The organism is Ancylomarina subtilis (assembly GCF_004217115.1).
GTDB classification, from domain to species: Bacteria; Bacteroidota; Bacteroidia; order Bacteroidales; family Marinifilaceae; genus Ancylomarina; species Ancylomarina subtilis.
This window is the reverse complement of record NZ_SHKN01000001.1, coordinates 1,804,377-1,829,041: the sequence shown is the minus strand read 5'-3', so window position 1 is coordinate 1,829,041 and position 24,665 is coordinate 1,804,377. Positions and strand designations below refer to the sequence as shown.

Sequence of the window (24,665 nt, the reverse complement as noted above, 5' to 3'; positions counted from 1 at the left end):
TTAAAATAACTTCTGCAAAAATAAAGAGAATAATTCTGGTTTTACAAGAATAGGAAATAGAAAACCAAACAGAGCACCGTAAAAATGGCTATTATGTCCAATGTTATCTATTTGTTTTTTACTCATATAATAGGAATATGCGAGATACAAAACCCCAAATACGATACCTGGAATTGGTATTACAAAAAAGAAATATAGGAGTTGCCATGGATCGAAGAAAATGGTTGCAAACACGATGGCTGATGTGGCACCCGATGCACCTAAGGCATTATAGTTATAGTCATTTGCATATCGTTTTAAATCATAAAGACTTGAGAAAATTATGCTGCAAATATAGAGGGCTATAAAATAAAAGGTACTTGTTCCCAGATAGTATTGAAAATAATTTTCCAGCGCTTTGCCAAAGAAAAATAGAACAATCATATTCACCAGTAGGTGATTCCAATTGGCGTGTAAAAATCCATGAGTGAATATTCTGTACCACTGGCCTCGTTTTAAAATCTGATAGGCGTTAAACTGGTAGCGGTAAAGCCATTCAGTTTTATTAAAAGCCGTAATTGAAATAATTGCTGTAATAGCTATAATTAAAGTTGTCATGTTTGATAGAATAGATTGATATTAATAATGATAAAAGGCCTGTGCGATTTAGAATGATTCAACCAACTTCACAACAATACACGAACTCCTTGTATTGAATCCAATCGCTTTTGTTTTGATTCGATTTGCGGGAATGCCTTGAGAAATCATATAGTTTTTAGCCTCTGTTGCTCTTTTTAAACACAATTCTTTATTTTCTCGGTTACCACTATCGACCTTTGTACTTGCTCTAACTTCGATAAGAATATCTGGGTTATGGTTTAGTATTTCGATAACATTATTTAGTTCTCCTTTTGTTATCTCAGTCAATAGCCAACCTCCATTGTGAAATGTAGACGTGTGTAATTCAATTGTTTGATTTCCCTTTGTTTTAATGAGGTCTACGGACAGAATTTCATCATATGTATAATTGCTTAAAACGGTCGTATAATAACCTGGTTTCGAAACAATCAGATCGTAATAATTACCAGGATCAACGTCTGCCGAAAAATTGCCATTTGAATCGGTATTGCAATATGTTGAGAGCCTATATGTTTTATTTACAACCTCAACGTTTGCATTCTTTATTGGTTTCGAAGAAAACTGGTTTTTAACAAATGCTTTGATGTTGGCCCAGGGCGATTCTTCTAGTCGAATTTTGATGTTTTTGTTTTTTGACAAATTTTGTGGGAAATATAAAACACGTTTGGTTTTAAATCCTTTTTTCTGAATAATCAGACTGTATTTTTGATCTTTAAAAACATTGAATTTAAAACTTCCGTCAGGCTTATTATAGGTTCTGTCTAAGATGATATTCCGATCGACAAGAAAGACCTCAACACTGTCGATTGGATTCGTGGAGCCAATTTTTGAAATGACACCTTTAAGTGTATTTAGTTTGGCAATGTTTTTCTCAAATTCGAAGATATCATCATTCCCATTTCTATTTGATGAAAAATAGCCGATTTTGTTTTTGAAATCGAATATATAAGCAAAGTCATCTTTTGAGGAATTAAATGGGAAACCAATATTTACAGGGTATTTCCAATGGTTTTTTTCAAAAGTTGTTTTGAATATGTCTAAGCCACCAAAACCAATATGTCCGCTTGAGGCAAAATACAAATAACCATCCTCGCAGATATAAGGAAACATTTCGTCACTTGTCGTGTTTATAGCGGGGCCTAAGTTGATTGGAGGTCCCCATGAAAAGCCTTGTTTGCGACAATAATAAATATCCGTCCCACCATATCCACCTGGCATATTCGAGATAAAGAACAATAGTTTTCCATCTTTCGAAATGGAAGGGTGTCCGGTCGAATAGTCATCTCCTGCATATTGAAATAATTCGGGTTTGTCCCACTTTCCTTTAGCAAATCGAGACATATAGATATTCAGTTGGGCTTGTCCATTTATGTCCACTGTCCCCTTGTTTCTGGTAAAATAGATAAATTTTTCATTGGCTGAAAATGAAGCAGAGCCTTCGTTATATTTTGTGCTTAAATCTTCAGATAAGAGCTTGGGAATTGCGTATTTCGATCCTATTTTCTTTGTGAAATAAAGGTTGAAGTAGTGATCCTTTTTATCTTTATTAATTTGTTTCGAATATTTATTGGGACGACCTGAAACGAAAATTAAACCATCGTTATACAAAGAAGTTGAATAGTCAGTTTGTTGCGTATTAATATTTATTGGTTTGGCAATATACAGGCTGTCGTCGATAATTTCGTTGATCAGATTACAGGCCTGGATATGTTGAAGTACAATATTATCAGAAGGTTTAAGCTTGCTGTATTTTAGATACCATTCTTTAGCTTCGACATACTTATGTACTTTTTTCAGTAGATTGGCATAGTTTAAAAAGTCTTCAGCCTCTGCTTTTGACGCATTAGCCATTCTTTGGGCAAGAATCAAAGCTTTATTATCCTGATTGGTTTCAATATAACAAAAAATGAGATTTCTTTTGACTGATTTATCATTATGATTTTGAGTATATTTTTTTAGGTAGGGGATGGCCAGCTTGTATTCTTTCTTTGCAAAGAGATGTTGACCTCTTGACAAATCTCTGTTTTGGGCAGAAACAAGGCTTGAGGATAAGGAAAATACAATGGCAACAAAAATTGTTGTTAGCAATTTTATATTCATAACTTAAATATATAGTCGATTAAAATTGAAGCTTAAGTGTCTATGATTCTGGATAAGACAGGTTTTTAAGCTGAACAGAATGCAAAATACACAACTTTAGAAAAATCTAGGTGATGTATAGCTACTTTTCTTCAAAGAAATCTTATAGTTTATAAAAAATTCATGGCTTGAATGGTCACCACGTTTCAGTTTATCGAGACTGTTTTCATAGGAATAGTTAATGCCAATTTTAGAATTAAACTCATAGCCTATATGGATTGACCAATACTTCCCAGCCCGATAACCACTCCCGGCAAAAATACCATTTATATGATAAAAAATAAGATTTAAATTATAATCTAGTGTAGAGTTTGCTGAAGAAAAAAACAGCAAGGAAGGTTCTACTTGAATTTTAGGATTAAGTTCTAACTGAAGGCCAGTATTTAAATAGAAATAGATATCTCTAAATTCAAAATTGATATTTTCACCCATACTGTTTTCATGAGGGTAGGTGTTTTGTAACAAGCGAGGTGCAGAAAAGCCCAAATGAAATTTCGGGGTGTTGTAGTATATGCCTAGACCGAAATTTGGAGCCACACTACTTACGTTCATATTAGGAATGCTGGGATCATCCCCGTTAAAATTTGGATCGTAAGTTCTAAGATCCGACCATCGCACCTCTTTATTCACGATTCCTGCCTGTAGTCCGAAAGCCAATACACGTTTTTTAGTCAGACTAATTTTGTAGGCATAGCTAGCAAAGAACCCCGTTTCATTTAAGATTCCAATTTTATTGCTGTATACCATGGTACCGAGTCCAATTTTACTGTTGTTTAATGGGGCATGAGCTGATAATATTGAAGATTTTGGAGCGCCTTCTACGCCTGTCCATTGTTTGTGATAGCCCATGGCCATCTCCATATAAGGTTTATTGCCAGAAAAGGCTGGGTTAATAAATAATTTGTTCTGATTATAATTGGTGAAAAGGATATTTTCCTGAGAAAATAGTTTTGGGAGTGTTGAGCAAAGGCATATCAATATCGTCAGAATATAACGAGTGGTGATATGACTTTGATTTCCCATTCAGTAACAAGCTAGTTTATATTTTAGTTGAAAACTCACAGTTATTATCTACAATGCGATAGCCGATAAAGAAATGAGTATATCTACTTTTTGATGACGATATAACCACTTTTAAGGTACTTTTTATCCTTAATAATGAGTTTGAAAAAATATGTTCCAGGAGGTAATTTATCTCCGGGGCCTAACTTTACACCAGTCTTACTGTAACTTCCATCCCATGCATCATCATTTGTGTAGTTACTTTTATCAAAGACTTTAGAGCCCCATCTAGAGAATACAACGAATTCATTCACCGGATAGTTTTCGATGCCTTTTATGTAGAACTTATCATTGATATTGTCTCCATTGGGAGAAAAGGCCGTTGGAATTAGTAAATCTACTTTATTAGGGTTTTTAACATCGACTAATATGTACGCTTGACTACATTGACTTCTATTATTACAAATTTCATAGAATATGGTATCCACACCAAAACTGTCTTCATAGGGATAAAATACCATTAAAGTGTTATTTTCAACCAAATAAGCTTTTCCGGCCTGATCGTTTTGACGAAGAATTTTGGTTTGTGAAAAATCAAGGGTCGATGACGAGTAGATGTCGTTTTCAAGGAATACAATTTCAATATAATTTACCTCGTCAATAAGTGTTTTATTGTTAATTGAAACCGAATCGTTTTTTGCTACAGGAGGTGCACCATCTTGGCCAAAACTAAGCGTTGGACCAAACAAAAGAACTAATATGAATGAAAGAGTAAAAATTGATTTCATAGTTAAATACAAATTCTTTATTGATGGATGTATGAAATTCATACATGAAAAAAGAAGTTAACAATATATTGTATCCATCATTCATTTACTTGAAATGAGTAAACGAAATGTATTATTAAAGATAATAGATTTGTTGAAATATTGCTAATGAAGCGTTTTGAATATTAACTCTTTTAGCAGATCGCCATTCTTAGAGCTGACATTTCCAATCCCTTTTGATTTTAAATCATATTCTCTGAGCAGATTGATAATAGCAACCAATTTCTTTGGATTATAGAGTCTTGCGGCTGATTTATAGTCTTTTACGAAAAAAGGATTAATACCAAGTGCCGAAGCAACAATTTTATCATTTGTTTTATTTTTTAAAAAATGGAATTTTAAAATTTTTGAAAAATATGAGTGAAGTAAGGCAATTGTGACATAAATTGGATTGCTTTTTTCATTCGTTGAGAAGTAATTTATGATTTGATTTGCTTTGACGATGTCTTTTTTTCCCAATGCATTTTGCAATTCAAAATTGTTGAAATCTTTAGAAATGCCAATGTTTTTTTCGATATCGTCTGCTGTGATTGTATTTCCTTGCGGAATATTTATGCTTAGCTTATCAAGCTCATTTGAAATTTTACTTAAGTCGTTGCCCAAAAATTCTGAGAGTAAAATACTGGCTTTGGTGTCGATATTTAGCTTGAGGCTTTTTGTATATTTTGTTATCCAATCGGGCAGTTGGTTTTCGTATATTTTTTTTGATTCGAAGAGGATGCCAAATTGAGCTACATTTTTAGTGAATGCTTTTCTTTTGTCAAGTGTTTTATATTTGTAATTAATTACAAGAATCGTAGATTGAAGAGGATTCTTAATATACGAATCCAATAATTCAATATTTTTCAAATGTTGAGCTTCTTTAACTACGACAAGTTGGCGGGTTGCCATCATAGGAAAACGGCGAGCCGTATCGATGACGTTTGCAATATCGGCATCCTTTCCGTAAAAAATGCTTTGATTAAAATCACGCTCGGCTTCAGGTAGGGCATTCTCCAATATATAATCGGTGATTTTATCGATATAAAAACTCTCTTCTCCCATCAGAAAATAGATGGGTGCATATTCTTGTTTCTTAATACGGTTGTATATTTCTTCGAATGTCATATAAATCTGTTGAGATAGTTTGGCTTTGAGTATAGGCTTTTAGAATCTGAGGTGTTTCACAGATTCCTTATTGTGCATTACTTCTTTTAGGGCATCAATCCCTGTTTGTATATGTCGATCGACAAAACGATTTGTGACTTCAGCATCGCTGTGATCGGTTTTTACTCCTGCAGAGATCATGGGTTGATCGGAAACTAATAAGACAGCTCCTGAAGGAATCTCATTAAAGAAGCCAACTGTGAATATGGTTGCAGTTTCCATATCGATAGCCATTGCTCGGGTCTTTGCAAGATATTTTTTAAAACGTTCGTCGAATTCCCAAACTCTTTTGTTGGTTGTAAAAACAGTTCCGGTCCAATATTTAATGTTTTTGTCAGCAATCACCTGAGACACCGCTCTTTGAAGTCCAAATGCAGGCAGTGCAGGTATTTCAGGAGGCAAGTAGTCATTTGATGTTCCTTCGCTTCGGATGGCAGCAATGGGGAGAATCAAATCACCCAGTTTATTTTTCTTCTTAAGACCACCACATTTCCCTAAAAATAAGACACCCTTAGGTTTTATGGCACTTAATAAATCCATTACGGTTGCGGCATTAGGACTACCCATTCCGAAGTTAATCATGGTAATTCCATCAGCCGAAACATTGGGCATAGCCTTGTCTTCACCCACAATAGTGGCATTATATTTTTTTGCAAATATATCAAGATAACCACTGAAGTTGGTCAAAAGAATAAAGGGATCAAAATCTTGAAGAGCCCGGCCAGTATAACGTGGCAACCAGTTTTCTACAATTTCTTCTTTTGTTTTCATATGTTAGATGATTTGCTTTCTTTGTTGACCAAGAGCTGATAAAATCTGTTATATTTGTTTTCAATATAATTAAAATATGGACACACTTAATCTACCCACCTATAATTTTAATATCAAATTAGAAGGACAAAGAAAGCTAATTTTTGATAGTATAAGAAGGAAGTTTGTGGTATTAACACCAGAAGAGTGGGTGCGACAGAATTTCATTTCTTATTTGGTGGAAGAGAAGAATTACCCCAAAGGATTGATTGCTGTTGAAAAAAAAGTGGATGTTAATAGGATGCCACAACGGAGTGACATTGTTCTGTATAACAATAATGGTATTGCATTGATGATTGTCGAGTGTAAAGCATCCAGTGTGAAAATTTCACAAGATACTTTCAATCAAATTGCGCGTTACAATATGAAATTACAGGTGCCTTACCTTGTTGTAACCAATGGATTAAATCATTATTGTTGTCATATTAATTACGAACAGAATAGTTTTGAGTTTATTCCTGAAATCCCGGATTATAAGGTTTTAAAATAAATCGTTGTAAAACTAGTTTGTAATAAAATCCAGTTGTCAGAAATGAGTTCTGAAAACCGGATTTTCAATTTTAAAATTGTTCTAACTGGGGGAGTTCGACTTAGGTTGAAGTCGGAATAAACAACTTAGAATAGATGAAATAAGGCTCATTAGTTGATGATCAAGATCTTACTTTCACCACTACTTTTCGAACTGTTGAGCTTTGATTAAGCCCGACACAAGGCTGATGAAGATCATTTGGGAAAAAGATTCCAAAGGTTCCGGTCTTAAATTTAAATAGAGTGGATTCTCCCTCATAAAACGCATAATCATCTTCATCGTTTTTAGTCAAAATCTTTTGTGTGCCTTTCGAGACTAAACCAATGTGTTCTTCACCTGAAATAATGTATTGAATATCGATGTACTTTGTATGACCTTCAAGCTTGCAAGATTTAAGAGGTTTTGTCTCATATTCTTGTATCATGGCAAAAACGTCATCCCCTTCAATTTGATAGGTTCCCAGTTCAATTTTCGAAAAATCAGAATTGTTTATATACTCAAGTCCTAAAGCTATTCGTTCACTAATACTTGCATATCGTTTGGAGTTTTCAATCGTGTCTATTATCATTTTATGTTTTTTTTTAAGAAAAGTGTTTTAAGGATTATAAATTTAAGACCCAAACGTATCAAACTTTTTGTAATGAAAGAAGGTTGCCCCAATGGACAACCTCTATTTCTATTTTTACTTCAATGTTTAATGTAAGGACTTAGCTCTCTAAAAAAAAGGGATTAGGCTTTTTTAGCTTTCTTCTCTCTTTTCTCTGCTTTTTTCTCTTTAGCCGTTTTTTGAGGCTCTTTTTTCACGCTCTTTTTTGAATCTTGAGATTTTGCCATGTTATTCTATTATTAATGAGGTTCTAGTGTTTTTACTCAGTAGATTAATTGAGTTATTCATATATAAATTTAGATTTTTATCTCTAGTTTTTCTGTTTTTTGAGATATTAATTTTACTTATGTTTTTTCAGAATGAAAAAAGCAACAACGTTATGGATAGAATATATTAGGGCTGAATATAAAAGCAAAAGGCTGTCCCTAAGGACAGCCTAACTCTGAAAACTAATTTAAAACAACAACTTATAATGCACCTTCATCATAAGCTTTTTCACCATGAAGAGAGGCATCTAAACCTAGATCTTCATCTTCGACATTTACTTTTACAGGTGTGATGTAATTGATGATTGTTAACATCAGGTATGTAAATAGGAATGCATAAACCGCACTAATTACTACGGCAGCAATTTCTTTTCCAAAGAAAGCAAAATCACCTTCTAAAAGACCAGCTTGAGTATTGACAGCAGTAGATGCAAAAACACCTAATAAAATGGTGCCAAAAACACCACCCATACCGTGAACTCCCCATACATCAAGGGCATCATCCCATCCAAGCTTGTTTTTAAGATGTACAGCCAAATAACAAAGTGCACCAGCAGCAATACCAATAATCATGGCAGCCCACAATGGAACAAAACCAGCTGCAGGTGTAATCGTTGCAAGACCGGCTACCGCACCTGTTAATAAGCCTACAAATTTAGGTTTACCTTCACTTTTCCATTCAATAATTAACCAGGTAATAGCAGCAAATGAAGCAGCGACATCAGTATTTAGGAATGCTAGAGTTGTAATTGAATTCACATCCAATTCGCTACCTGCATTAAAACCATACCAACCAAACCATAAAAGCCCAGTACCAATAGCAACCAATGGAATACTGTTTGGAGGTGATTGACGGTCACGACGTTTCCCAACATAAATTACTGATGCTAAGGCTGCAAAACCAGCAGTTGCATGTACAACAACACCACCAGCAAAGTCGATAACACCCCATTGAGCCAAGATACCATTACCCCATACCATATGTACAAATGGGTAATAAACAAATAGTTGCCATAATACTAAGAAGATCAGGTAAGCCTTAAACGTCACACGGTTCACAAAAGCTCCGGTAATCAGGGCAGGCGTAATAATGGCAAACATCATTTGATAAGAAATGAAGATATAAAGAGGGTATTTTCCTCCCGGGCCAAATGGTGTATTAAAATCGATTCCATTTAAAAATGCAAGGTCGAGGTTACCGATGATACCACCTTCGCCACCGCTAAAACAAAGAGAGTAACCAATAGCTACCCACATAATTGTGGTGATACCCAGAGATACAAAAGTTTGCATCATTACACCAAGGATATTTCTTTTTCCAGCAAGACCACCGTAAAAGAAAGCCAGTCCTGGTGTCATTAGCATCACCAAACTGGTACATAAAATCATAAAGGTTGTTGAACCTGTATCAAAAATCATATCTAGTTGTTTTTAGTTATTGTTAAAATGATAATCCCAATACGAAATAAATTTTCTCGTCTACAGGATTGGTTATAAGTGAAGCTGAAACCGGGAAAGTAAGTTTCTCGTTAATAGCGACTTCTTTGGATAGTTTGCATCCAAGATTTACCACACCTGCTTTAGAGCCGTAATAGCCACTTTCGCCAATAAAACCCGTACTTGTGTTTGCGTCTTTGGCATTGTTAAGACTTGCGCCAATAAATGCATCCAGAGTGATATTATTATCTAAATTGTGGCTGTAAGTCAATTCCAGATAACTGGAATATTGAAGTCCTGTTTTGGTATTGAAATCGGCTTTAGAAGGATCATCCCCTAATTTTACCGCATCAGCGCCCCAAAAATTAAGTGCGAAAGTCAACCCGAAAGGAATTTTTTCAGTCCCGTTAAAGCTTAGCATTCCTTCCATAACATGACCAGTACGGTTGTTGTTATATTCAAAATACTTATAATCTTCGGTTTCATTTGGAAAATAATAATCGGTAAGTGTCAAGCTAAATAGCTCGTTAGGTAGGGTATAGGATACATACAAATCGAGTTCCTGACCCGAATTTGCGCCAGATAAAGAGTAAGCACCCCAGGCTCCAAATTCGAATCCTTCGTAAGTAACGCTCATCGAAGGTTGTAGGCTTGGACTGTTTCCACCAAACTGAGTACCACGCCAAACGTATCTGCTCATGACATCGGCAGAAAAATTAACATCAAGTTTCTTTTTCTGACCAAATGAATAGCTACTTGTAAAAAACAGGAGAGCTATCAGCAGACAATTAACTGATTTCTTAATCATAGAATTTTGTCTTAGTTAGTAAATTGTTTGTTTGTTAGTTTCAACAAGCAAAAATATAGCTGCGACAAGACAGGTGAAATAGATAATTTCCCCTAAAGTATTCTACGAAAAAAGGTGAGAGACTAGGTAGATTACCTATATTTCTATAAGGTGATTTCGGATAGCATATTTAACTAACTCAGCAGTGGTGTTGAGTTTCAACTTGCTCATGATATTGTTTTTATGGCAGTCGACTGTTCGGACGCTGATGTGTAATTTATTGGCGACTTCCTTATTCATGAGACCATTGGCGACCAAAATCAAGACTTCCGTTTCCCGGTTGGTTAATTCATTTTGTCCTTTGTTGTCCTGATTTTTTTTCATCAGGCTCCTCATGATAATATTGCTGACAAGTGTATTAAAATACTCACGGCCCTGATTGACTTCATAAATTGCTTCAATCAGTTCTTTTCCTGCAATATCTTTGGGGAGGTAGGCTTTTGCACCGGCTTCCATTGCACTCAAAATAAAATCTTTGTTGATGTGCATGGATAAGATAATCATTTTAATTTCAGGAAATGCTTTACCCACATATTGTGTCAATTCGATACCATTCATCCCTGGCATACTGATATCAGTAATAATAATTTCAGTTTTCAGTTTATCCATCTGATGGATAAGATCTTTGGCATTTCCGAATTCTCCTACAACTTCAATATCTTGATTGCTAAGAAGTAAAGATTTTAAACCGTCGCGAAACAGTTTGTGATCGTCAACTAAAACAACTTTTATCTTACTCATTTGAACAATTTTTGAATGGGATTTCACATTGAATTTTTAACCCATGAGGTGAATTGTTGCAAAATAACACTTTTCCTCCTAATACGGATATTCGATCTAAAATGTTCGATATGCCATTGCTTTTATTGTACTCAAAATCATCCGTCAAGCCTATACCATTATCGCAAATTTCAAATAAATATAAGTCATTTTCGATATGGATGCTTATTTTTATTTGTGTTGCCTGTGCGTGTTTAATGATGTTATTTACAGCTTCTTGAGCTATTCGGTATAGGTAGGTTTTCGTTTTTTTATTTAGTTTTGGCAGGTGATCATCTACAACAAGGAATGTTTTTAGTTCGCTGTTTTCTTCGATTTGAGATAATAAACTTCTGAGTGCATTTACCAAGCCAAACTCACGTAAAACGGCAGGCATTAAGTCATTCGACATGCTGCGAATTTCGTGCATTAAGCTGGCGAACATTTCTTCAGATTCTTTTAGAACAACGCTTGCATTTTCAGGAGCCGTATTTTCGATTCGCATTTTAATAGCCAAAATTGTTTGGGCCAGTCCGTCGTGTAATTCTTTGGCTAAGCGGCTACGTTCTGCCTCTTGGCCATCAATCATCGATGAGATACTTTTGTCGTGAGCCAGCATCAGATTTTCTTGCTGCTTTTTTATTGTTTTTGTCATATGATTAAAAGCCTCAACGAGTTCCAGTATTTCTCCATCCGCCTTAATATCGGTAACAGGTTCGTAAATACCCGAAGATATTTTCTCTGTTTCATTTCTTAGTTTCCGAATTGGAGCCGTAATTGTATTCGCAATAATAGCCACGATACCTAATAGGAATAAACTTAGAATAATTAGAATATAGCTGATATTATAGCCGTAATTCTGAATGGGTACCATTGCTTCCTGATGATCAATCTCAGCTAAAACGACCCATTCGAGTCCCATAAGATTTAGCTTACTGTATGAGCTTAAAACTTTAACACCGCGATAATCTTTAAATATCGATGTTCCTGTACTATCCTGAAATGCTAATTTAACGCCTTGTGTAGATGCTTCAATCGGAAGTTTCGAATTCTCTTGAAATCGGCTGGTGCTTCGCAATAAATTATCTTTTCCAACAAGATAAGCTTCACCTGATTTTCCTAATCCATTCAAAGGATTATTATCGAGCATGATGGTATTAATAATATCAGAGTTGATTTGAAAAGCCAATACAGTTTTCTGATTTGGCTGACTGATGACCTTGCAAATGATGATTTCGGAAGGAAATTTCTTTTGTGCTGTGAATAGTTCGTGGACAGTAATAGCATCATTCTGTTTATTCAATATCGATTGAAATAACTGTTTGTGATGTGGTAAAAGACTACCGACTTGTTTAGCAATACTTGGAGTCTGTATGTCAGAATGAATAAATAAACTGTCTGACTGGTAGATGTATATGCTCTCGAAATTTTGTTTGTTTGTAATTAGGGATGTAAAACCATGTTTGAACAAATCGTGGCTTATATTTTGGTTCGTTAACTTATAGTCAGATATATAAGTTTTTTTTGTCTTGTCAAGCTTGGGAAATTCGATGCTACTGATGACCTGCATATCATGCTTGCATTGTTGAAAGAAATCTTCAACTCTTTTTTTCTTCTCGATGCGTACAGAGATTAATTGATCAAATGTTCTTGAGATGAGAGCTTCTTTTGCTTGAGTATACGCATATATTCCAACAATAGTTATTGAGAGTAGGTTGAGTAAAACAAAATAGATTAGAAGCTTTTTTGCCAATGATTTTTTCATGTTAAGACCTCAGGATTTGTTTATTGTTCGCTTCAAAGGTATCATTTATATATGAATGTCATTTTCTGAATAAAGTGATTTTTAGAATTGACTAATAAACGACGCTGTGTCTGATTTATAAACAACGAAAGGCTGCCCCTAAGGACAGCCTTTCTATATATTGAGAAGTAATTCTCTTAGTTTTGCTTCAAGTTTGCTTGAGCAGCAGCTAAACGTGCGATAGGCACACGGAAAGGAGAACATGAAACGTAATCCATACCCACTGAGTTACAGAACTCAACTGATGATGGCTCACCACCGTGCTCACCACAGATACCCAATTTGATATCTTCACGTGTAGACTTACCTTTTTCACAACCCATACGAACTAATTGTCCGATACCGTCCTGGTCAAGAACCTGGAATGGATCGTGCTTAAGGATACCTTTCTCAATGTAGATAGGTAAGAATTTACCAGCATCATCACGAGAATAACCGAATCCCATTTGAGTCAAGTCATTTGTTCCGAATGAGAAGAATTCAGCAACTTCAGCAATTTCGTCAGCAGTTACAGCAGCACGAGGAATCTCAATCATAGTACCTACCATGAAATCAACTTCGATACCTTTCTCAGCGAATACAGCAGCAGCAGTTTCTCTGATAATAGTTTCCTGCATCTTAAGCTCTTTTACAGTACCGATTAATGGAACCATAATTTCTGGCTTAGGATTAAGACCTTTAGCTTTCAAGTCACAAGCAGCTTCGATAATAGCGCGAGCTTGCATCTCAGTGATCTCTGGGTAAGTGTTACCTAGACGACAACCACGGTGACCCAACATTGGGTTAAACTCGTGAAGAGATTCAACTTTTGCTTTAACGATAGATACATCAACACCTAATTTTTCAGCCATCTCTTTTTGAGAAGCATCATCGTTAGGAGTAAATTCGTGCAATGGTGGATCCAGTAGACGGATAGTTACACCAAAACCGTCCATAGCTTCAAGAATTCCTGAGAAGTCTTCACGCTGGATAGGTAATAATTTAGCTAGAGCTTCTTTACGACCTTCAAGGTTTTCAGCAAGAATCATCTCACGGATAGCCCAGATACGATCGCCTTCGAAGAACATGTGCTCTGTACGACATAGACCAATACCTTTAGCACCAAAATCACGAGCAGTTTGAGCATCAGCAGGTGTATCAGCATTTGTACGAACATACATACGAGTATTTCTCTCAGCCATGTCCATTACTTTACCGAAATCACCATCTAATGAAGGAGTGATAGTTGCAACTTTACCTTCGTAAACAACACCAGTAGTACCGTTTAATGAGATGAAATCACCTTCTTTGAATTCAACACCGTTGATAGTCATTGATTTACCAGTAACCAAAACACCAGCAGCAGAAGAGATACAACATTTACCCATACCACGAGCAACTACAGCAGCGTGAGAAGTCATACCACCACGCTCAGTAAGGATACCTTCAGCAGCGTACATACCTTTCAAGTCTTCTGGAGAAGTCTCGCGACGTACAAGAATTACTTTTTTACCTTCAGCAGCCCATTTCTCAGCATCCTCAGCTGAGAATACGATTTGACCTGTAGCAGCACCTGGAGATGCAGGAAGACCTTTAGAAAGTACTTTAGCAGAAGCCAAAGCAGACTCTTCGAAAACTGGGTGAAGCAACTCATCCAATTTGTTAGGTTCCTGACGAAGTACAGCTGTCGTTTCATCGATCAAACCTTCTTCAAGCATATCTACAGCCATTTTAACCATAGCTGCACCAGTACGCTTACCGTTACGAGTTTGCAACATCCAAAGTTTACCTTGTTGAATAGTAAACTCCATATCCTGCATATCAGTGTAGTGAACCTCAAGCTTACGTTGGATAGTATTCAATTCGTTATACAACTCAGGCATAGCTTCTTCTAATGAAAGGAAGTTTGCTTTACGATCTTCTTCAGAAGTACCGTTACGCTCAGCCCAACGCTTAGAACCAATAGTTGTAATCTCAAGAGGAGTACGAACACCAGCAACAACGTCTTCACCCTGTGCGTTAATCAAATACTCACCATTAAATAGGTTTTCACCTGTAGCAGCATCACGAGAGAAACATACACCAGTAGCTGAAGTTTCACCCATGTTACCATATACCATAGCCTGAACGTTTACTGCTGTACCCCATTCGTCAGGAATATTCTCCATACGACGGTAAAGAATAGCACGCTCAGTATTCCATGAATCGAATACAGCGCAGATAGAACCCCAAAGCTGCTCCCATGGACAAGTAGGGAAGTCAACACCAGCGTGTTTACGTACTACGGCTTTGTAACCTTCAACAAGTTCTTTTAGATCCTCAACAGTAAGTTCAGTATCTAATTTGTAACCTTTAGCTTCTTTCAATTCGTCAAGAACAACCTCGAATGGATTGTGCTCACCGTTCTCTGCCTCAACACCCATTACTACGTCACCGTACATGTGGATGAAACGACGATATGAATCGTAAGCAAATTTCTCGTTTCCTGATTGTTCAGCTACAATTTTCACTGTATCATCATTCATACCAAGGTTAAGAACTGTGTTCATCATACCTGGCATAGAAGCACGAGCACCAGAACGAACAGATAGCAACAATGGGAAACCATCTTTTGCATCAAATTTCGCGTTCATAGCTTTTTCAGTATCAGCAACAGCAGCTTCAACTTGCTCTTTAATCATTGCTACAACAGCATCTTTTCCAAGCTTGTTGTAATCAGTACAAACGTCAGTAGTGATTGTGAAACCAGCAGGAACTGGCACACCAATTAGGTTCATCTCAGCAAGGTTAGCTCCCTTACCTCCAAGCAAATTCTTCATGTCTGCTTTACCTTCGGCTTTACCGTCACCAAAAGTATAAACGTACTTAGTACTCATAATTATCGCTTTTTAGTTTTAATGTTATTTTATGCAATAAATGAAAGCATTCAATAACAATTATATATTAACTTATAATCTTCAAAATCTTAAATTTACAAGACTTTGTCACAAAACGTGCCTTGAAAATTGTACACAAAAGTAGTGTTCTTTTTTCAAAAAAGGAAGTAAAGGACAGACAATCTAACTGTCTTTTTTCAAATGATTTAGACTTTTATTTTTCAAACGTTTGCAGGTGTTTAAGTTCTAGTTTTTTATAAAATACCTGCATAAAAAGACCGATCTTTTGATCGGCCATTTCAAATCAATTTCGATCCTGTTATCGCATTGGATACTTGTTGATTATTTCTTCCGGATTTAATAAAAAATCCAGATATTGAGCCCTATAATACACGTCGGACTGTTTCAATTTATTATCGGAGAGTTTACCTTGAAATTCACGGATTGTTTTGTAACCTTTTTGATCCATCCACATTTCTAAATCTGAAAGAATCTCCGTTATATATGATGGGGTATTTTTGTAAATGGCACTGACCATTTGAACCACATCAGCTCCACTTAAAAGCATTTGAATCACATCCTCAAATGAATAGATTCCATTGGTTCCGCATAACTGAGCTTTAATTTTATCGTGGAGTAAACCGACATAACGAAGTCCCAATTTGATATCTCCGCGCTGGCTTAGATTAAAATGGGTGACGTGGCTTTCAGTTTTAATATTTACCTCAGGTTGAAACAGGCGATTGAATAGAGCGAATGAGGATGCTCCGGCTTTATCGAGTCGACTGACAAAGTTTAAGGTATTGGTATAATAGGGACTCAGTTTAATACAGAAAGGAATTTTTAATCTTTTTTTGAGGGTTTTGACGATCTTTATTTTTTCTTCTTCTATTTCTGCTGCCGTTTTATCCAAATCGGTTGGCATGGAATAGAAGTTTAGTTCGAGTGCATCAACACCAGCATCTTCCAATTGCTTGGCATAGTCAAACCATGTGACATCGTAAATACAGTTTAAACTGGCTATAACCGGAATGGATATATTCTTTTTGACATCAATTAATTTTAGAATATGAGCCGTGGGACCCGCGTGTTCTAAGGCTGGAAACAGAGATATCATTTCAGCGTTTCGTTCGGTGTACAAATCGAGTTCATCATCGAGCTGAGCTCGCTCCATTTGAATCTGTTCTTCAAAAAGTGATTTGTACACAATTGCTCCCGCACCAGCGCGTTCCAATTCTTTTGCGCCCTCAACAGTTGCTGATAGGGTACAAGCACCTACTATAATGGGGTTTCTAAGCTTAAGCCCCATGAATTCTACATTTAAATTTGCCATATGATTTAGGATTTAATTTTTCGGGTCCATCTAAATTAATCAATCCAAGTGAATAATTCAATAGATGAAAAATATCGTTAATTATATGGTAATCAATATGTCGTGTTTTTGTTGTCGCTAATTGAGGATTGTGAGGTCTTATTTGTGTTTTGTTAATTTTTATAAAATTAATACTTAACAGATTTTAAGGGTTATATGCAAAAAGAAATGCCCGATTCGAAAGAATCAGGCATTTTATTTAATCTCTTTATTGTATTATTTACAATCTTTTGTAAGTGCTCATTTTGTCACCATGTCCCATTTTTAAAACTGTTTGACTTTCGAAAACGTAATCCATTGAATTATTTTCAGGCTGTTTGTGTTCGTGATTACAGTTCTCATGTCCATGTTCTTCTTGGGGACTTTTTAAAATCAAAAGACCTTCCTTAAGTTCGAAGATGCCTTTTTCAAGTAAGTTATCATTCTTGTAAAACATCCATTGCATGTCCTTTGTAAATTCGACAACAATTTTTACATCGCTACTTCCACTGTTTTGCCATTTTCCTATTATCAGTTCCGAATCGGCCTTGCTAGCACAAGAACTAGCTATTAGCATAGTCACAAATAGAACGGCTAAAATTTTAAATAATGATTTCATAAATTAATATTTGGGTTAGTTACCAAAGCTAAACAAATCCGGGATATATTTAAGTTGATTTAGAGAATGAACTCAAAATATTTATATAGAAAAAGGGTTGGTTCTTTAAAGAACCAACCCTTTCTATGTATAAGTGCAATTGATTTACTCCTCAGTAAAATCTAAAGCAGCTTGACGCTTGTAAGATTTGTATCTCCACAATGCATTTTCCTCAGCAGCTTTGAATAATTCCTTAGCTCTTTCTGGGAAAGATTTCTGTAATGAAGTATAACGCACCTCACCCAACAAGAAATCCTGGAACTTAGACCAATCCGGCTCTTTAGAGTCAAGAGTGAATGGGTTCTTTCCTTCAGCTTCCAATAGTGGATTGTGACGGAATAAGTGCCAGTATCCTGCTTCAACAGCTTTTTTCTCTTCTAATTGAGATTTACCCATAGAAGCTTTCAAACCGTGAGAGATACATGGTGAATAAGCAATGATCAATGATGGTCCAGGGAAGGCCTCAGCCTCTTTAACCGCTTTCATATATTGAGCGTGGTTTGCACCCATTGCAACCTGAGCTACGTAAACGTAACCGTAAGATGCAGCCATCATACCAAGATCTTTCTTTCTGATTACTTTACCCGCAGCAGCAAATTTCGCTACAGCACCAACTGGAGTTGCTTTAGAAGCTTGTCCACCTGTGTTAGAGTAAATTTCAGTATCCATTACAAGAACGTTTACATCTTCACCAGAAGCAAGAACGTGATCTAATCCCCCGTATCCGATATCGTAAGCCCATCCGTCACCACCGAAAATCCACTGAGACTTCTTAACTAAGTAGCTCTTAAGATCTTTGATTTCTTTAGCAACTTCATGAGTTTCGTTTTCAAGTGCAGCAAGAACTTTATCCGATGCAGCTACTGAAGCTTCACCGTTGTCCTTATTTTCTAACCACTCAGTAAATGCAACTTTAGTTTCAGCATTTACAGCGTCGATAGCAGCTTCCATACGCAAAGCGATACGGTTACGCATCTTGCGAACACCTTCGTTCATACCGAAACCGAATTCAGCATTATCTTCGAATAAAGAGTTAGCCCAAGCCGGACCTTTACCACTCTTATCGTTTTTACAGTAAGGTGTAGATGGAGCAGAACCGCCATAGATTGAAGAACAACCTGTTGCATTAGATACCATCATTCTCTCACCAAACAATTGAGTGATCAATTTGATATATGGTGTTTCACCACAACCTGCACAAGCTCCGGAGAACTCGAATAATGGTTGAGCAAATTGTGAATTCTTCACATTGTTTTTAGGAAGTAATTCCTTGTAACCAACTGTTTGGTCCATATACTGCCATCTTTCTTTCTCATCCAATTGAGTTTCAAGATGCTTCATTTCAAGAGCTTTCGCTTTTGGAGCAGGACAAACATCAGCACAGTTTCCACAACCGGTACAGTCTTCAACAGCAACCTGAATACGGAAATGCAGACCTTTAAGATCTTTACCTGTAGCTGGCTTAACAGCTGTTCCAGCTGGAGCAGCAGCTAATTCTTCGTCAGTCAATAGGAAAGGACGAATAGCAGCGTGAGGACAAACGTAAGCACACTGGTTACACTGAATACAAGTTTCGTCTTGCCACTCAGGAACATTAATTGCGATACCACGCTTTTCAAATTTAGTTGTTCCGTTAGGGAAAGTACCATCTTCACGACCAGAGAAAGCAGAAACAGGAAGATCGTCACCTTTTTGAGCATTCATAGGATCACAAACTTCAGCAACAAACTTAGGACGGTTATTGGTTGAAGCAGCCTCAACTGCGTCTGAAAGATTTTTCCAGTCAGCAGAAACAGGAACTTCAACAACATTTTGTCCACCTGCATCAACAGCAGCAAAGTTCATATTAACCACTTTTTCTCCTTTGTTTCCGTAAGATTTAACAATGGCTTTCTTCATTTCTTCAGCAGCTTGCTCGAAAGGAATTACACCAGTGATCTTAAAGAAAGCAGCCTGCATAATCGCATTGGTACGGTTACCAAGACCAAGTTCTTCACCTAATTTAGTACCATTGATAATGTAGAATTTAATCTCATTGTCAGCCATGTACTTTTTCATATGATCAGGAAGGTGCTTAATAGTCTCTTCAACATCATAGATTGAGTTCAATAGGAAAGAACCACCTTTTTTCAAACCTTTTAATACGTCATATAAATAAACGTAAGCAGGAACGTGACATGCAACGAAGTCAGGAGTTGTTACCAAGTAAGTCGAACGGATTGGTTCATCACCGAAACGAAGATGAGAAGCTGTAAAACCACCTGATTTTTTAGAATCGTAAGCAAAGTAAGCTTGACAATATTTATCGGTTGAACCACCAATAATTTTGATTGAGTTCTTGTTTGCACCTACAGTACCATCAGAACCTAAACCATAGAATTTCGCTTCGTAAAGAGATTCAGAATTCACCTTAACTTCTTCTAATAATGGAAGAGAAGTGAATGTAACATCATCAACAATACCTAAAGTAAATTGATTCTTTGGCTCGTTCATTGCAAGGTTGTTGTAAACCGAAATGATCTGTGATGGAGTTACATCTTTAGAACCTAAACCGTAACGACCACCAACGATAAGAGGAGCGTTTTCTTCACCATAGAATACGTCTCTTACGTCAAGGTATAATGGATCACCGTTTGCACCCGTTTCCTTAGTACGATCAAGAACACAAATACGCTTAACAGATGCAGGAATAACTGCTTTGAAGTGTTTAGCAGAGAATGGACGGTATAAGTGAACGCATACCAAACCAACTTTCTCACCATTTGCATTTTTGAAATCAACAACTTCCTTAATTGTTTCGTTAACAGAACCCATAGCGATGATGATGTTTTCAGCATCTTCAGCACCGTAATACATGAATGGCTTGTACTCACGACCAGTGATTTTAGTCATTTCTTTCATGTAGTCTGCTACCATGTCTGGAACCGCATTGTAGAATGGGTTTGCAGCCTCACGAGCCTGGAAGTATACATCAGGATTCTGAGCAGTACCTCTGGTAACGGGAGTTTCAGGATTTAACGCACGATCACGGAATGCTTGTAAAGCGTCATAGTCAACAAGACCTCTCATGTCTTCCATATCGATTGCCTCAATCTTCTGGATTTCGTGAGATGTACGGAAACCATCGAAGAAGTTCATGAATGGAACTCTTGATTTGATTGCTGTAAGATGAGATACAGCAGATAAGTCCATTACCTCTTGTACTGAACCGGAAGCCAACATAGCGAATCCAGTCTGACGAGCGGAATAAACATCAGAGTGATCACCAAAGATTGATAATGCTTGAGCAGCAAGAGCACGAGCACTAACGTGGAATACACATGGTAATAACTCACCAGCAATTTTATACATATTAGGAATCATCAATAATAATCCCTGAGATGCTGTATAAGTTGTTGTTAAAGCACCGGCTTGCAATGCACCGTGAACCGCACCTGCAGCACCGGCTTCTGATTGCATTTCTACTAATTGTACGGTTTCGCCAAATAGATTTTTACGTCCTTGTGCAGCCCACTCGTCAACATTTTCAGCCATAGGCGAAGATGGTGTGATAGGGTAGATACACGACACCTCGCTAAACATATACGCAATATGTGCAGCAGCGGCATTACCATCACAGGTAATGAATTTTTTCTCTTTTGCCATTTTACTCCTCCAATTAAATTTTATTTATGGTAGATGTTATATATTTATTTGAATAAATATCAGTTTGATAAATTTGTATTCAAGTTGATTGTGCTAGTATAAGAACCCAAACAGCCATAGGGGGATCGTGTTTCCTTCGCCACGCTCAATCATATCAGCGGCGACGAAATAATCTCCTGTTTTATATTTAGGTTCGCTTGTTTCCGAATTACCTTTTATTTCAAAATTGAATTTTTCATCCACTAAAAAGTGGCCTCTGTCAGTACTTGTTAAAATGCTCCCAACACCTACTTGGTTGTAGAAAAAAGTTTCACGCAAGCTATTTTCTGAAACGCTATCGGGTGAGATTGCAAAAAGCAAGTTTGTATTATGCAGATAGACTTTATTCGGTTTCTTCAGCTTTTCTTTATCATCTTCCGATGAGTTTAATAAATTGATTAGGCGAGCATTTTTCAAATACCCAAGGTAATTCATAATGGTTGCTCTTGATGTTTCAACATCATTAGCAAGTTTGCTGACATTAGGCTGAAAAGGCGCGTTACAAGCGATGATATAAAGAAGCTTTTTCAGTTTGGTTAAATATTTTAATTCGATTTGATTTAAATATGTGATATCGAATTCCAACATCAGGTTGATAATTTTAAGTAAATTATCGATGAAACTTTTTTCTTCAAGGTAACAAGGGTAGTACCCAAATTTCAGATAGTCGTTAAAAAATGCAAGGGGGCGAACCTTTGTTAAGATCGTTTCAACAATTGATTCGTGATTCTTCACAATTTCGTCCAGACTGTAACGTTTAAATTCACAACCTGCTTCATGGTTTAGAAATTCACGAAAGGACAAGCCTTGTAGATAGTAGATGTTGACACAAGACTGCAAATGTTCGTTGGTTTTGACACGAAGTATTGATGAGGCTGTAAAAATGATCTGTAGGTCTGGGTAATTGTCGTGACAGACTCTCAGGTCTTTAGCCCAATCCGGATATTTGTGTATCTGATCGAGTAATAGGGTTTTACCACCTTTTTTGTAGAATTCATCTACGAAGGAAACCAAGCCTCGTTCGGTGAAAAATAAGTTGTTAAGGTTGATATATAAGCAAGATTTATCATTCTCGCGATTATTTTCTCGTATATAGTCCAATAGGAACGTGGTTTTCCCCACGCCTCTAGAGCCTTTAATAGCTATTAAACGCTGACTCCAGTCAATCTCTTTGCCTAGTTCACGTTTAATGGTGCTTCTTTTATTTTTGAGTAAACTACAATGAGTTTGTACTAGCGTATTCATTTTTTTTAGATTTACTCTACAAATCTAAAAAATAAAAACCCATAGTTGCAATCTTGAGATTACAATTATAGGTTTGAATTGGAATTTATACTTGATAAAAATAAAAAAAGAACCATGCTAGTTAGCACAGTTCTTTTTTTATGTAATAAGCTTAACGCTTTATAATTCAATAATGAAACTCAAGAATCCCTTTGTTTTAGAATAAAATTTATGATGAAATCTTATTTTTGACAGATCGTCTTGATGCATTCATAATTATTTATCGTTCATTGAAATTAGGAATTCTTCATTTGAACGAGTTTTGCGCATTCTGTCGCTAATGAACTGCATCGCCTCAATAGAGTTCATATCAGTTAAGAAGTTTCGAAGTACCCAAATACGGTTCAACTGACCTTCATCAAGTAAAAGATCTTCACGACGTGTACTCGAAGCTGTAAGATCCACAGCAGGGTATATACGTTTGTTAGATAATTTACGATCTAACTGAAGTTCCATATTACCAGTACCCTTAAATTCTTCGAAGATAACTTCATCCATCTTCGAACCGGTTTCGGTTAATGCCGTTGCTAAAATGGTAAGAGAACCACCATTTTCGATATTACGGGCAGCACCAAAGAAACGCTTAGGCTTGTGAAGTGCGTTTGCATCAACACCACCTGAAAGCACCTTACCTGATGCAGGTGAAACGGTATTGTAAGCACGTGCCAAACGTGTAATAGAGTCAAGAAGGATCACAACATCGTGACCACACTCAACCATACGTTTTGCTTTTTCAAGCACGATATTGGCAACACGAACGTGACGTTCTGCTGGTTCATCAAAAGTAGATGAAATAACTTCTGCATTTACAGATCTTGCCATATCAGTAACCTCCTCAGGACGCTCATCGATTAAAAGAATAATCATATAAGCTTCCGGATTATTAGCTGCAATTGCGTTGGCAATTTCCTTTAGCAAAACAGTCTTACCTGTTTTGGGTTGTGCAACAATCAGTCCACGTTGACCTTTACCGATAGGAGCAAACATGTCAACAACACGAGTTGAAAGACTGCTTTTTCCATTTCCGGTTAAGTTGAATTTTTCATCTGGGAAAAGTGGAGTCAAATGGTCGAATGGTACACGGTCACGGATGACTTCAGGCAAACGGCCATTGATTTTTTCAACTTTAATCAGAGGGAAATATTTTTCACCTTCTTTTGGAGGTCGAATAGTCCCTTGAACTGTATCACCTGTTTTTAAACCAAAAAGTTTAATTTGTGATTGTGAGACATAAATATCGTCTGGAGAGTTCAAATAGTTGAAATCAGATGAACGAAGAAATCCGTAACCATCTTGCATAATTTCAAGTACACCCGAGTTGCTGATGATGCCATCAAACTCAAAAGGTCTTTCTTTTTCACGACGCTCAAAACGTTTTTTACCTTGAGGGGCTCTGTCTTGATTCGATTTTTCCTGAGGAGCTCTTTCCTGAGCTGGTTTCTCCTGACGAGCAGTCTCCTTTGTTACATCTGCTTTAGGAGCAGGTGCTTCTTCTTGGATTCTATCCTGAACTTTAGGTTCAGTTTTGACTTGCTCTTTTACAACAGCTTCGCTCTTTTGAAGAGGTTCTCTTTGTGTTTTGTCAGTAGGACGAGCATCTTCGCGTCTTCTGCGAGGATTAGGTTTACGAACTTCTCGTACCTCTTTGGTTTCACTTGCAATTGGTGCAGATGCCTCAACTGGGGCAGATGTTTCAGCTACTTTTTCAGCAACAATATCCTCAGTTGGTTTTCTTTTTTTACGCAATATTGACTTTCTAGGCTCTTCTTTTATAACCTGGTCGTCGTCTTTTTTGGGGTTGCGTTTACGTATAGCTTTTTTATCAGAACTTTTCATTTCTGAAGCTACAATGGCTTGTTGATCAAGAATCTTATAGATTAAATCTTGCTTTTTAAAGGACTCAATTTTTTTAATATTAAGCTCTTTTGCAATCTCTTTCAATTCAGGCACAAGCTTCTTGTTTAATTCAAGAATGTCGTACATAAATAATATTATTAAATATTTTGGATTTTATTATTTGATAGAAATATTATCTTCTTGGG

The 24,665-nt window shown here is 36.5% G+C and carries 18 protein-coding genes; 1 reads left to right on the top strand and 17 read right to left on the bottom strand.

The genetic code is table 11. The features are described from left to right. From EV201_RS07415 to EV201_RS07390, 6 genes are all read right to left on the bottom strand, one after another. Window positions 1–597, bottom strand: coding sequence for a rhomboid family intramembrane serine protease (locus EV201_RS07415; protein ID WP_130306969.1), 597 nt, complete (start codon window positions 595–597; stop codon window positions 1–3). 48 nt (window positions 598–645) lie between these two features. Next, window positions 646–2,718 (bottom strand): carboxypeptidase regulatory-like domain-containing protein, encoded by a 2,073-nt coding sequence (locus EV201_RS07410; RefSeq protein WP_130306968.1) that lies wholly within the window; start codon window positions 2,716–2,718, stop codon window positions 646–648. Window positions 2,719–2,814: 96 nt separating this feature from the next. Further along, window positions 2,815–3,780 (bottom strand): PorP/SprF family type IX secretion system membrane protein, encoded by a 966-nt coding sequence (locus EV201_RS07405; protein WP_130306967.1) that lies wholly within the window; start codon window positions 3,778–3,780, stop codon window positions 2,815–2,817. A gap of 83 nt (window positions 3,781–3,863) precedes the next feature. Further along, the gene (locus tag EV201_RS07400) at window positions 3,864–4,547 is read right to left on the bottom strand and encodes a T9SS type B sorting domain-containing protein (protein WP_165389615.1); all 684 of its coding nucleotides are present in this window, start codon (window positions 4,545–4,547) and stop codon (window positions 3,864–3,866) included. 144 nt (window positions 4,548–4,691) lie between these two features. After that, a complete protein-coding gene (gene holA / locus EV201_RS07395; protein WP_130306965.1) occupies window positions 4,692–5,693 on the bottom strand; it encodes a DNA polymerase III subunit delta in 1,002 nt (333 codons plus the stop codon). 39 nt (window positions 5,694–5,732) lie between these two features. Next, window positions 5,733–6,503: an AMP nucleosidase gene (locus tag EV201_RS07390; protein WP_130306964.1), complete on the bottom strand. Its 771-nt coding sequence runs from the start codon at window positions 6,501–6,503 to the stop codon at window positions 5,733–5,735. A 76-nt stretch (window positions 6,504–6,579) separates the two neighbouring features. Between EV201_RS07390 and EV201_RS07385 the strand changes: the two genes are divergently transcribed. Further along, window positions 6,580–7,032, top strand: a complete 453-nt coding sequence (locus tag EV201_RS07385) for a type I restriction enzyme HsdR N-terminal domain-containing protein (protein ID WP_130306963.1) — start codon at window positions 6,580–6,582, stop codon at window positions 7,030–7,032. A 160-nt stretch (window positions 7,033–7,192) separates the two neighbouring features. Here the strand turns inward: EV201_RS07385 and EV201_RS07380 are convergent, their stop codons facing one another. From EV201_RS07380 to rho, 11 genes are all read right to left on the bottom strand, one after another. Further along, entirely contained in the window at window positions 7,193–7,639 is a 447-nt protein-coding gene (locus tag EV201_RS07380; protein WP_130306962.1) for a NanQ anomerase/TabA/YiaL family protein, read from the bottom strand. 506 nt (window positions 7,640–8,145) lie between these two features. Further along, a complete protein-coding gene (locus EV201_RS07370; protein ID WP_130306961.1) occupies window positions 8,146–9,363 on the bottom strand; it encodes an ammonium transporter in 1,218 nt (405 codons plus the stop codon). Between the two features lie 22 nt (window positions 9,364–9,385). Further along, the gene (locus EV201_RS07365) at window positions 9,386–10,189 is read right to left on the bottom strand and encodes a TorF family putative porin (RefSeq protein ID WP_130306960.1); all 804 of its coding nucleotides are present in this window, start codon (window positions 10,187–10,189) and stop codon (window positions 9,386–9,388) included. A gap of 135 nt (window positions 10,190–10,324) precedes the next feature. Beyond that, window positions 10,325–10,969, bottom strand: coding sequence for a response regulator transcription factor (locus EV201_RS07360; RefSeq protein ID WP_130306959.1), 645 nt, complete (start codon window positions 10,967–10,969; stop codon window positions 10,325–10,327). Beyond that, window positions 10,962–12,752 carry a histidine kinase gene (locus tag EV201_RS07355; RefSeq protein ID WP_130306958.1) on the bottom strand — a complete coding sequence of 597 codons (1,791 nt, stop codon included), beginning with the start codon at window positions 12,750–12,752 and terminating at the stop codon, window positions 10,962–10,964. The genes EV201_RS07360 and EV201_RS07355 overlap by 8 nt, the downstream gene beginning before the upstream one ends. 176 nt (window positions 12,753–12,928) lie before the next feature. Then, window positions 12,929–15,646 carry a pyruvate, phosphate dikinase gene (gene ppdK / locus EV201_RS07350; protein WP_130306957.1) on the bottom strand — a complete coding sequence of 906 codons (2,718 nt, stop codon included), beginning with the start codon at window positions 15,644–15,646 and terminating at the stop codon, window positions 12,929–12,931. 319 nt (window positions 15,647–15,965) lie between these two features. Further along, window positions 15,966–16,979, bottom strand: a complete 1,014-nt coding sequence (locus EV201_RS07345) for a dihydroorotate dehydrogenase-like protein (RefSeq protein ID WP_130306956.1) — start codon at window positions 16,977–16,979, stop codon at window positions 15,966–15,968. 259 nt (window positions 16,980–17,238) lie between these two features. Next, entirely contained in the window at window positions 17,239–17,616 is a 378-nt protein-coding gene (locus tag EV201_RS07340; RefSeq protein WP_130306955.1) for a hypothetical protein, read from the bottom strand. Window positions 17,617–17,760: 144 nt separating this feature from the next. Then, window positions 17,761–21,300, bottom strand: a complete 3,540-nt coding sequence (gene nifJ, locus EV201_RS07335; protein WP_130306954.1) for a pyruvate:ferredoxin (flavodoxin) oxidoreductase — start codon at window positions 21,298–21,300, stop codon at window positions 17,761–17,763. Window positions 21,301–21,393: 93 nt separating this feature from the next. Continuing rightward, entirely contained in the window at window positions 21,394–22,584 is a 1,191-nt protein-coding gene (locus EV201_RS07330) for an ATP-binding protein (protein ID WP_130306953.1), read from the bottom strand. A 255-nt stretch (window positions 22,585–22,839) separates the two neighbouring features. Further along, window positions 22,840–24,606, bottom strand: a complete 1,767-nt coding sequence (gene rho, locus EV201_RS07325; protein WP_130306952.1) for a transcription termination factor Rho — start codon at window positions 24,604–24,606, stop codon at window positions 22,840–22,842. Between the last annotated feature and the right edge of the window lie 59 nt (window positions 24,607–24,665).